Origin of the sequence: Nocardiopsis sp. LDBS0036 (assembly GCF_041228755.1) — a bacterium.
GTDB lineage: Bacteria > Actinomycetota > Actinomycetes > Streptosporangiales > Streptosporangiaceae > Nocardiopsis > Nocardiopsis dassonvillei.
Genome location: NZ_CP141103.1, coordinates 423,823 through 435,056, shown reverse-complemented (window position 1 = coordinate 435,056; position 11,234 = coordinate 423,823). Strand labels below are relative to the sequence as shown.

Below are 11,234 nucleotides of genomic sequence, written 5' to 3'. Positions count from 1 at the left end.
CCCGCCGCTCTCCGACCCGAACGAAGGGGCCGCGCCTTGCGCATCAGGTATCCGAGCCACCGCAGCATGATCCGCACCCGGGTGGCGCGCACCGAGCGGACCAGCGAGCACTTCCTCACCGTGACGCTCACCGGCGAGGAGCTGACCGGGTTCGAGTTCCTGGGCCTGGACCAGTGCACGCGGATCCTCTTCGCCCGGCCGGGCCAGGAGAGGCTGCACCTGCCCGTCGCCGACAGCGGCGGCGACGGCAACGGGTGGGTGGCCGCGTTCCGCGCCATGCCCGACGACGTGCGCCCGCACGTGCGCAACTACACCGTCCGCCGCTTCGACGCCGAGGCGCTGGAGCTGGACATCGAGTTCGTCGCGCACGGGGACGAGGGCCCGGCGTCGGCGTGGGCGCTGGCCGCGCGGCCCGGCGACGAACTGGGCCTGTACGCCGAGGGGATCTACTACCTGCCGCCGGAGGAGGCCGACTGGCACCTGCTCGTCGGCGACGAGAGCGCCGTGCCCGCCCTGCTCTCCATCCTCGAACAGGCCCCCGCCCACCTGCGCGGACAGGCCTACCTCGAAGTCCCCTGCCCCGAAGACGTACGCCCCGTCCAGGCCCCGCCCGGAGTCGACGTGCACTGGCTCGCCCGCACCGACCCCCACACCGTCCCCGGACGACTCGCCCTGAAAACCGTACGCACCGCCGAGTTCCCCCCAGGACGCCCCTACTGCTTCGTCGCCGGAGAGAACGCCCTCCCCACCGAACTGCGCCGCACCCTCGTCCGCCAACACGGCGTTCCCAAGGACGACATCGCCTTCATCGGCTACTGGCGCCACGGCGTGGCGGCCTACTCGTGACGGTGTGACCCTCGACACGGCACCGGCCCGCGAGGAGCGCCGCGCGGCCCCGCCGACGACCGTGCACAACGGGCTTCACCGGCATACGCGGTTTTCCACGCCCTCCCACCACGGGCTTGCGCAAAACGGACGCCTCCAGCACCATAACCTTGCTTAGGCAAGGCTAAGCTCATCCACTCGACCGAATGAGGCCCCATGAACCCCGGTCCGCTGACCCGCGGCGGCGCGATCGCCGCCGGCGCGCTCTCCCTCCTGCTGCTCGCCGCCTGCGGCGGCCAGACCTCCGGCTCCGAGGAGGGCGGCTCGGACGGCGAGGTCGCCGAGGGGTACCCGGTCACCATCGAGACCCTCTTCGGCGACGTGGAGATCGCGGACAAGCCGACCAACGTCGTCGCCATGGGCTGGTCCGACGCCGAGACCGCGCTGGCGCTGGGCGTGCAGCCGGTCGGCGTGGCCGACTGGCAGGCCTACGGCGGCACGGGCGTGGGCCCGTGGGCGGCCGACATGTTCGAGGAGGAGCCGGTCCAGCTCGGCACCATGGAGCCGAACCTGGAGGCGATCGCCTCCCTGGAGCCCGACGTCATCCTCGACACCCGCTCCGACAACAGCCAGGAGCGCTACGACACGCTCTCTCCGGTGGCCCCCGTGGTCGGCCCGCCGCCCGGGGTGGAGGTCACCTACGGCACCACCTGGCAGCAGCAGACCCGACAGGTCGCCCAGGTGGTCGGCGAGCAGGAGCGCGCCGAGGAGCTCATCGAGGAGCTGGAGGGCCGCTTCGCCCGGATCCGCGAGGAGAACCCCGAGTTCGCCGACATGACCCTGACCGTGGGGGCCTACTTCGACGGCCAGTACGGCGCCTACGTGCCCGGCGACTCCCGGGTGGACCTGCTCCAGGAGCTGGGCTTCCAGTACGAGCCCGAGGTCGAGGAGATGGCCGACGGCGCCTTCTACGTCGACCTGAGCCCGGAGCGGCTGGAGGTCCTGGACGCGGACCTGACGGTCATGTTCCCCATCGGCGGCACGGCGGACCACCTGCGCGAGGACCCGGTGCTCCAGGGCATCCCCTCCGCCGAGGACGGCCGACTGGTCATCCTGGACGACCCGGAGCTGGCCAACGCCTTCTCCAGCGGTTCGTACCCGGGCATCTCCCACGCGCTGGACGAGCTGGTCCCGCTGCTCCAGGAGACCCTGAACGGCTGACGCCCCGCCTGCCGGGCCCCGTGGAGCGCGCGCTCCGCGGGGCCCGTCGTCGTCGGGGCCCGAAGGCCGACGGTCGCGCGGCTCGCGCTTTCGTCCCGGCGGCCCGCGCAGGAACGCGGGGGCACGGGCGTCCGGAGCGCCTGGGCAGGGACGCCCGAAACACCTGTCTCCGCGAGCACGAGGACGTGGGCCGACCGCCGTGTGGCGCGTGACCCGAATCCGGCCCGACCCCGTAAGCACGAGGGCTTGGGACTCAGGCGCCGGGACACGGCGCGCCCCACAGGTCCTCTCCTGCGAAGACCACACCACCCCAAAAGCACACAGACCACACGTTTCACCCCAGCCCCATGGGAGCGATCCCAACTTTTTCGCACGACCCCCCTTGTCCGCGAGCGGTCGCGTACGTACAGTCACTTAACGCTTGTTCAGTGGGCGTCCGCCCACGCGGGCAAGCCCCTCGCGGCACGTGCGGGACCCGCTATTTCGCACGCGTCGCGGCGCCGGGCTCGCCCGTCCCCCCGCTCACCGGAGTACGCCATGACCAAGAGCGCCCGCCGCAGTACCCGCCGCACCGCCACCGTCGCCACGGCGGTGACCGCCTCCGCCGCGCTGGCCGCGGCGATCCTCACCGCACCGCAGTGGACCGGAGCCGACGTGGACGAGGCCAACGCCGAACTCAGCGCCGCGCCCGGGGACGTCGTCTGGTCCGACGAGTTCGACGGCGCCGCCGGAAGCGCCCCCGACCCCGCCAACTGGAACCACGAGACCGGCGCCCACGGCTGGGGCAACAACGAACTCCAGAACTACACCGACAGCCGCGCCAACTCCGCCCTCGACGGCCAGGGCAACCTCGTCATCACCGCCCGCCAGGAGGCGGACGGTTCCTACACCTCGGCCCGTATGACCACCCAGAACAAGGTCGAACACGCCTACGGCCGCATCGAGGCCCGCATCAAGATCCCCCGCGGCCAGGGCATCTGGCCCGCCTTCTGGATGCTCGGCGCCGGCTTCCCCGACACCCCCTGGCCCGACTCCGGCGAGATCGACATCATGGAGAACGTCGGGTACGAGCCGCACATGGTGCACGGCACCGTGCACGGGCCCGGCTACTCGGGCGCGAACGGCATCGGCTCCTCCTACACGCACCCGCAGGGCTGGTCCTTCGCCGACGACTTCCACACCTTCGCCGTCGACTGGAGCCCCGGCTCCATCACCTGGTCCGTGGACGGCAACGCCTACCACACCCTCACCAGCGCCGACGTGGGCGGCAACCCGTGGGTCTACGACCAGCCCTTCTTCATGATCCTCAACATCGCCGTGGGCGGTGACTGGCCCGGCTACCCCGACGGCACCACCCAGTTCCCCCAGCAGATGGTCGTCGACTACGTCCGGGTCTACGAGAACTAGTCCGGACGGGCGGAGGCGAACAGAACGGCGCCCCGGGCCGGATCCCCCCGGCCCGGGGCGCCCGCCTCCGGCGGGTCAGGGCCGGAAGACGACCTTGAACACGCCGTCCTGCTTCTTCTGGAACTTCTCGTAGGCCAGCGAGGCCGCGTCCAGGCCCACGTGGTGGGTGGCGAAGTCGTCCACCCCCAGCGGGTCGGACCCCTCCAGCAGCGGCAGGATCTCCGGCACCCACCGGCGCACGTTGGCCTGCCCCATCCGCAGCTGGATCTGCTTGTCGAAGAGCGTGAGCATCGGCATCGGGTCGGCCATGCCGCCGTACACCCCGATCAGGGAGACGGTCCCGCCGCGCCGCACCAGGTCGATGGCGGTGTGCAGGGCGGTCAGCCGGTCCACCCCGGCCGTCTCCATCATCTTGGCCGCCACGCCCCGGGGCATGAGGTTGGCCACGCGCTGCGCGAACTTGGCCGAGCCGTGCCCGGCCGCCTCCATGCCGACCGCGTCGATGACCGCGTCCGGGCCGCGCCCGTCCGTACGGTCGCGGATCTCCTGGACCACGTCGTCGGTGCCCTTGGAGGAGTCGAACACCTCCACGTCCCGGGCGGCGGCGCGGGCGCGCCGCTCCGGCACCGGGTCCACGCCGAACACCCGGCCCGCGCCCAGGTGGCGGGCGACCCGGCAGCACATGTCGCCGATCGGCCCCAGCCCCAGGACGGCCACCGACCCGCCCTCGGGGACGTCGGCGTAGCGGACGGCCTGCCAGGCGGTCGGCAGCACGTCGGACAGGAACAGGTAGCGGTCGTCGGGGCCCTGGTCGGGCACCGGGACCGCGGTGGTCTCGGCGCGCGGAACCCGCAGGTACTCGGCCTGCGCTCCGGGCACCGAGCCGTAGAGCTTGCTGTAGCCGAAGAGCGCGGCGCCCATGCCCTGCTCCTCGACCTGGGTGTTCTCGCACTGGCTCTGGAGGCCGGTGTCGCACATGAGGCAGTGCCCGCAGGAGATCTGGAAGGGGATGACGACCCGCTGGCCGGGGGTGAGGGAGGTGACGCCGGAACCGACCTCCTCGACCACGCCCATGGGTTCGTGTCCGAGGATGTCCCCCGGGGTCATGAACGGCCCGAGCACCTCGTACAGGTGCAGGTCGGATCCGCACAGGCCCGAACTGGTGATCCGGACGAGGGCGTCACCGGGCTCCTCGATCCGCGGATCGGGAACGGTCACGGTGTCGACGTTCCTGGTCCCGTTCCACACCACTGCCTTCATTGGTTCCCCCTGGTCTCACGACGGTGGCGGTCGTCGCCTGGGGAGCGCACGGCCCCCTGGGCTGCCCTCGGCCACTACCCGGCCCGTGTCGGCGGAAACGGGAGTCGCTGGCGCCCCGGAACCGGTCCGCTGTGGGCCCGGCGTGCGGTCTGGAGCCGGTCGGCGCACCGGACCGAGGCGCCGTGGACCGGCGCTCCGGGTCCGAGCACCGGGCCCGTACCCCGCCCGGGTCCGCTCCCGCTCACCCCCGCTCGGAGGTGTCCCTGACCGGGCTGTCCTCGACTGCCGCGCCGGGCGCCCCGCGGTCGGGCGCGGCGGGGCTGTGCGCGTGCTGGGGCGGCGCGGTGTCCTCGCCCGCCCCCTCTCCCGCCGCCGGGATGCGCAGGGCGAGCAGGGCGACGTCGTCACCGCGGGGGGAGATGCGGGCGAGGAGTTCGTCGCAGAAGTCCTCGACGTCGCGGCGGGCCAGGGCGGCGGCGTGGCGGCGCAGGTTGGCCAGGCCCGTGTCGATGGGGTGGTCGCGGCTCTCGACGAGGCCGTCGGTGTACAGCAGCAGGGTGGACTCCGCGGGGATCTCCTCGCGGGCGTCGGGCCAGTCCAGTCCCAGGTGCAGGGCGGCGCTCATGCCCAGCAGGGGTCCGTGGCCGTCCTCCAGGTAGCGGGTGCGGCCGTCGGCGGTGACGAGCAGCGGCGGGGGGTGTCCGGCGTTGACCCAGTGCAGACACCAGGGCCCGCCCTCGGGGCCCTCGATACGGGCGAAGACGGCGGTGGCCATGGGGGCGTCGCTGGTGTTGGTCATGGCCTCGTCCAGCCGCCGCATGATCAGGCTGGGCGGTTCCTGGCGGTCCCACGCCAGGGCGCGCAGCATGTTGCGGACCTCGGCCATGTGCGCGGCGGCCTGGAGGTCGTGGCCGACCACGTCGCCGATGACCATGGTCATGACGCCGTCGGCGAGCAGGAAGGCGTCGTACCAGTCCCCGCCGATCTCGGCGGCCTGCTGCGCGGGCTGGTAGCGGGCGGCGAAGCGCAGGTGGTCGACCTGCGGCAGGGGGGTCAGGAGCTGGCGCTGCATGGTCTCGGCGACGTGGCGCTGCTGCGCGAAGAGCTGGGCGCTCTCCATCACCAGACCGGCGCGCCGGGCCACGTCCCCCAGCACGAGGATCTCGGCGTCGGTGTAGGCGGGCCGCTCCCCGGTGCGGGCCACGGTCAGCGCCCCGAAGACCTGCCTGCGGGTGTGCAGCGGCACCACCACCGCGGAGTGCCCGCCCAGGCGGTCGAACAGCCGCCGGTGCGCCCGGGCGAGCGGTTCGTCCGGTTCACGGGCGAGGTCACCGGCGACGAACAGGACGGGCTGGGTGCTGTACAGGGCGCGCATCAGCGCCGCGTGGGCGTCGGAGGACAGCGGCGGCAGCGTGCCCTTGAGCGCCTCGGCCGTGTCCTGGTCGCCGAGGGCGTGCACGGCGACGCGCTCCACCTCCTTGGTGCGCCCGTCGGTGACCATGTCGACCACCGCCCAGTCCCCCAGTTCCGGCACCAGCAGCCGGACCAGCCTGTCCAGCATCTCGGGCACGTCCAGGGTGGAGACCAGGACCACGGAGATCTCCGCGACCAGGCTCAACCGGCCGGTGAGCTCCTCCAGGGCCGCCAGGTGCGCCGCGGTCTGCTCGGCGGCGTCGCGGTGCGCCCGGAAGTCGTGGAAGACGATGACCGCGCCCTCCAGGCGTCCCTCGTGCTGGAGCGGGGTGGTCGCCCAGATGATGGGCACGAGCGTGCCGTCCCCGCGCAGGAAGGACTCGCTGCTCCCCTCGGCCGGGTGGCCGCTGGCGAGCACGGCCAGGACGCGGCAGTCCTCCCTGGAGCTCCTCTCCCCCTCCGCGTCGCGGTGCAGCAGATCGTGCAGGTCCAGGCCCAGCATCCGCTCCCTGGGCCGGCCGAGGATGTGCTGCGCGTAGGGGTTGGCGGCGGTGATCCGGCCGGTGGTGTCGATGACGAACATCCCCGCGCCCACGCTGTCGAACACCGCGCGCAGCAGGCCGGTCTCCAGCGGCCAGCCGTCGTCGCTCATCGCGCCGCCCTCCGGTTGCCGCGCCGCCGCGCGGGAGTTGGCCGCGGCCCCGCCGGGGCCGTCCGAAGGCTGCGATCGAAGACACCCATGCGGTTCGCTTACCCACGTTTCTCCTGATGACCGGCGCCGTCAGTCTGCCCCGCGAGGCGGCCCGGGGAGCGCATTGCGGAGTCGGCGGCATGTCATCCACCGCCCGAGGGGGCGCCCGCGAACACCGCGGCGGACCCGCGGGAGGGGCCCGGCCGGGCCCCGGAACCGGGAGGAAAAGCCTTTCCGCGGTGCCCCGCCAACGGTTAACCTCGGCTGGAGGTCTGATGGCACGGGGACGCGGGAGGAAGGCGGCCGGTGGCGAACTGCCCGGTGTGCTCACGGCAGGATCGGACGGTCAAGGTGTCCGCCGTGGTCCGTGAGGGCACGACGACCACGCGGAGCGCCGGATCATCGACGGTCCGCGGGGATGACGAATGGTCGTGGCTGCGCGGCGAAACGACGATCGCCCGGGCCCGGCACTCCTCCACCTCCCACTCCCAGAGCACCCTGGCGGCGCAACTGAGCTTCCCCGCGCCGCCCGGAACGGCGCCCGGGCTCGCCCGGTGGATCGGAATCGCCCTACTCGTGCTCGCCGCCCCGCTGGTGATCCAGTTCGGTGTCTTCGGCGCCGTACCGGCGGTGGCCACCGGTCTGGTTCTGCGCTGGCTGCTGGGTTGGGAGTGGAGAAGAGCGCTCATCGCGTCCGCCGCGGTCCTCCTCCTCGTGGGCCTGGTGGCCAACGGCGCCCTGAGCCTGCTCGGAGGAGTGGAGCAGTTCGCCTCCTTCGTGTTCGGCATGGTCGTGTGGACACTGGTGATCGGAGCGGGAACCGCGCTGGTCCTGCGGGACGTCCAGAGCACCGAAGCGCGCAGGAAGCGGGACGCGCCCCTCAGGGCCCGCGCGTGGGGGATCTGGCAGCGGCTGTACTTCTGTTTCCGCGACGACCTGGTCTTCGACCCCGCCTCCGGCGCGCACGGGCCTCCGACCGCCGTACGGCGGCTCATCGGATATCCCGACGAGTCGTGACGCGTGCCGGTCCCGGGGGTCATCCCGCGGACCTGCGGCGGTTCCGGCGGGCGGTGCGCGACGCCCCGCGCGGGAAGGCCTCCGTGCGCTCCGCGCCCCGCCCGGGCCGGTGACGCTCACCCGGACGTCCCACCATCGGATGGTCAGTGCCAGAATGCGCAGTGTGAGACACCAGCACTCGGACAACGCAGACCCCGCCCAGGACTCCCCGCGGATCAGCCCGCCCAAGAGCAGCGCGGCCGGACTCCCCGCCGTGCTCAACAGCCTCCGGCACCTCAACGAGCACACCGGCGTGCGGCGCGGACTGCCCGCCATGCTCGCGATCAACCAGAAACGCGGCTTCGACTGCCCCGGTTGCGCCTGGCCCGAGGGGGACAAGAGGCACCGGGCCGAGTTCTGCGAGAACGGCGCCAAGGCCGTCGCGGAGGAGGCCACGGCCACGGCTCTGACCGGGGAGTTCTTCGCCGAGCACCCGGTCTCCGAGCTGGCCGGGCGGTCCGGGTACTGGCTGGGGCAGCAGGGCCGCCTCTCCGAGCCGCTGTACCTGGCCGAGGGCGCCACCCACTACGAGCCGGTCAGCTGGGAGCGCGCGCTGGACCTGGTCGCCGAGGACCTGCGGGCGCTGGACTCCCCGGACCAGGCGGTGTTCTACACCTCCGGACGCACCAGCAACGAGGCGGCGTTCTGCTACCAGCTGTTCGCCCGCGCCCTCGGGACGAACAACATGCCCGACTGCTCCAACATGTGCCACGAGTCGTCCGGTTCGGCCCTGACCGAGACCCTCGGCGTGGGCAAGGGCAGCGTGTCCCTGGAGGACCTGCGCGAGGCCGACCTCATCATCGTGGCCGGGCAGAACCCCGGCACCAACCACCCCCGCATGCTCACCGCCCTGGAGCGGGCCAAGAAGTCCGGGACGCGGATCGTCACCGTCAACCCGCTGCCCGAGGCGGGGATGCGCGAGTTCCGCAACCCCCAGCGCGCGGGCGGCCTGCTGGGGCGCGGCACCGAGCTGACCGACCTGTTCGCACAGGTGCGGCTGGGCGGCGACCTCGCCCTGTTCTCCGCCCTCAACCGCCTGCTGCTGGAGGCCGACGAGCGCGGTGAGCCGGCCCTGGACCGGGAGTTCGTCTCCTCCCACACCCACGGGTTCGAGCAGTTCGCCAAGGCGCTGCTGGCCGAGCCGGACGAGGAGTTCTGGGCGCGCACCGAGCGCGACACCGGCCTGGAGCGGGAGCTGATCGAGCGGATCTTCGCGATGGTCACCTCCTCCGAGCGCATCGTGGTGTGCTGGGCGATGGGGCTGACCCAGCACCGGCACTCGGTGCCCACCATCCGCGAGGTGGTCAACTTCCTGCTGCTGCGCGGCAACGTGGGCCGCCCGGGCGCGGGCGTGTGCCCGGTGCGCGGCCACTCCAACGTGCAGGGCGACCGCACGATGGGGATCTTCGAGCGCCCGGCCGAGGAGTTCCTGGACGCCCTGGGCGCCGAGTTCGGCTTCGCGCCGCCGCGTGAGCACGGGTACGACACCGTCAACGCCATCCGCGCCATGGCGCGCGGTGACGTGCGGGTGTTCTTCGCGATGGGCGGCAACTTCGTCGCGGCCACCCCGGACACGCTGGTGACCGAGGACGCCATGCGCCGGGTGGGGTTGACGGTGCACGTGTCCACCAAGCTGAACCGCTCGCACGTGGTGACGGGGACGCGGGCGCTGATCCTGCCCGCCCTGGGGCGCAGCGACCGCGACCTGCGCGACGGCGAGCCGCGGTGGGTGACGGTGGAGGACTCCATGGGCAAGGTGCACGCCTCCCACGGCGTGCTGGCCCCGCTGTCGCCGGGCATGCGCTCGGAGGTGGACATCGTCTGCGACCTGGCCGAACGGGTGCTCGGCGACTTCCCGGTGGCGTGGTCGGAGCTGACCGACTACGACCGGGTGCGCGAGCACGTGGCCGCGGTGGTGCCGGGGTTCGAGGACTTCAACGCCCGCGCGCGCAGGCCCGGCGGGTTCACCCTGCCGCACGCCCCGCGCGACGACCGGCGCTTCCCCACCGCGACCGGGCTGGCCAACTTCACGGTGAACGGCACGTACGCGCCGGAGGTGCCCGAGGGGCGGCTGCTGTTGCAGACGCTGCGCTCGCACGACCAGTACAACACCACGGTCTACGGCCTCGACGACCGGTACCGGGGCATCAAGGACGGCCGCCGGGTCGTGCTGGTCAACCCCGAGGACGCGCGGGAGCTGGGGCTGGCCGACGGCGCCTACACCGACCTCGTGAGCGAGTGGCACGACGGCAGGGAGCGGCGCGCGGCGCACTTCCGGGTGGTGCACTACCCGACCGCGCGCGGGTGCGCGGCCTCCTACTTCCCGGAGACGAACGTGCTGGTGCCGCTGGACTCCACGGCCGAGGTGAGCAACACGCCGACGTCGAAGTCGGTGGTGGTGCGCTTCGAACCCGACTCCGGGGCCGTTTGACCCCGTGACCGGAACGGCGCCCCGATCCGTCCCTTCGCCGGGCCCCACGCGCCACACCGGCGACCCCTCCGGTCAGCCCGCCGGGGCCCGGCGGGTCGTCCGGGCTCCGGGGCGCGCTCCCCGGGGCCCGGCGGACCGTCAGGCCTTGCGGGCGACGCCGCAGTACTGGTCGGCCGCGACGATCTCGCCCACCTCCGCGGCGTCGGGCCGCCAGAAGGGCGCCGGGACCACGCCGGGCTCCAGCAGGTCGAGCCCGTCGAAGAAGCCCGCGATCTCCTCGGGGCTGCGCAGGTGGTAGGGCAGGGGCGCGGTCTCGTTCCAGCGCCGGGACGCCTCGATCATCGGTTCGCTGGTGTCGGTCCCGTCGCACAGGGCCAGGAAGCTGCCCGGGGGCAGCGCGTCCACGTAGGCGCGCACGGTGGCGTAGGCCCGGGCGTTGTCGGGGGTGTGCCCCATGGTGCCCAGGATGGTGAGCGCGATGGGCCGGCCGAAGTCCAGGTGGGCGGCGGCCGCCTTGAGGACCTGCTCGGGCTCGTGCAGGTTGGCGTCGACGTAGTGGACCTTCCCCGCCCCCTCTCCGACCAGCAGCGCGCGGGCGTGCGTGAGCACCAGCGGGTCGTTGTCCACGTAGACCACCCGGGCGTCGGGGGCGGCGGCCTGGGCGACCTCGTGGGTGTTGTCGTGCGTGGGCAGCCCGGTGCCCACGTCCAGGAACTGGCGGACGCCCTCCTCCCGGGCCAGGTGGGTGACCGCGCGGATGAGGAACTCCCGGTCGGCGCGGGCCGCGGTGACCATCTCCGGGTAGGCCTGGAACACGTAGTCGCCGACCTCGCGGTCGGCCGGGTAGTTGTCCTTGCCCCCCAGCCAGTAGTTCCACACCCGGGCGGAGTGTGCCCCGGTGGTGTCGATGGGGGGTGTGTCCGTCATGGT

8 protein-coding genes are annotated in these 11,234 nt (G+C 72.9%); 5 read left to right on the top strand and 3 right to left on the bottom strand.

Features of this window, described 5'->3' with window-relative positions; all coding sequences use genetic code 11:
- The first annotated feature begins 66 nt into the window (after window positions 1-66).
- The 3 genes from UIS43_RS01665 to UIS43_RS01655 all read left to right on the top strand — a co-directional run bounded on the left by UIS43_RS01665 (window position 67) and on the right by UIS43_RS01655 (window position 3,453).
- On the top strand, window positions 67-846 hold the full coding sequence (locus tag UIS43_RS01665; RefSeq protein WP_370013215.1) for a siderophore-interacting protein: 780 nt from the start codon (window positions 67-69) through the stop codon (window positions 844-846).
- Between the two features lie 195 nt (window positions 847-1,041).
- Window positions 1,042-2,046 carry an iron-siderophore ABC transporter substrate-binding protein gene (locus UIS43_RS01660; RefSeq protein ID WP_370012229.1) on the top strand — a complete coding sequence of 335 codons (1,005 nt, stop codon included), beginning with the start codon at window positions 1,042-1,044 and terminating at the stop codon, window positions 2,044-2,046.
- Window positions 2,047-2,583: 537 nt separating this feature from the next.
- On the top strand, window positions 2,584-3,453 hold the full coding sequence (locus UIS43_RS01655) for a family 16 glycosylhydrolase (RefSeq protein WP_013152626.1): 870 nt from the start codon (window positions 2,584-2,586) through the stop codon (window positions 3,451-3,453).
- A 75-nt stretch (window positions 3,454-3,528) separates the two neighbouring features.
- Here the strand turns inward: UIS43_RS01655 and UIS43_RS01650 are convergent, their stop codons facing one another.
- Complete coding sequence (locus UIS43_RS01650) at window positions 3,529-4,713, bottom strand: alcohol dehydrogenase catalytic domain-containing protein (RefSeq protein ID WP_013152625.1); 1,185 nt, start codon at window positions 4,711-4,713, stop codon at window positions 3,529-3,531.
- A 241-nt stretch (window positions 4,714-4,954) separates the two neighbouring features.
- The gene (locus tag UIS43_RS01645) at window positions 4,955-6,778 is read right to left on the bottom strand and encodes a SpoIIE family protein phosphatase (RefSeq protein WP_013152624.1); all 1,824 of its coding nucleotides are present in this window, start codon (window positions 6,776-6,778) and stop codon (window positions 4,955-4,957) included.
- A 345-nt stretch (window positions 6,779-7,123) separates the two neighbouring features.
- On the opposite strand from UIS43_RS01645, the gene UIS43_RS01640 reads away from it, so the two are divergent.
- Both UIS43_RS01640 and UIS43_RS01635 read left to right on the top strand, forming a co-directional pair.
- Window positions 7,124-7,834 (top strand): hypothetical protein, encoded by a 711-nt coding sequence (locus UIS43_RS01640; RefSeq protein ID WP_013152623.1) that lies wholly within the window; start codon window positions 7,124-7,126, stop codon window positions 7,832-7,834.
- A gap of 154 nt (window positions 7,835-7,988) precedes the next feature.
- The gene (locus UIS43_RS01635) at window positions 7,989-10,304 is read left to right on the top strand and encodes an FdhF/YdeP family oxidoreductase (protein ID WP_013152622.1); all 2,316 of its coding nucleotides are present in this window, start codon (window positions 7,989-7,991) and stop codon (window positions 10,302-10,304) included.
- Between the two features lie 138 nt (window positions 10,305-10,442).
- Here the strand turns inward: UIS43_RS01635 and UIS43_RS01630 are convergent, their stop codons facing one another.
- On the bottom strand, window positions 10,443-11,231 hold the full coding sequence (locus tag UIS43_RS01630) for an SAM-dependent methyltransferase (protein ID WP_370012226.1): 789 nt from the start codon (window positions 11,229-11,231) through the stop codon (window positions 10,443-10,445).
- Window positions 11,232-11,234 lie beyond the last annotated feature (3 nt).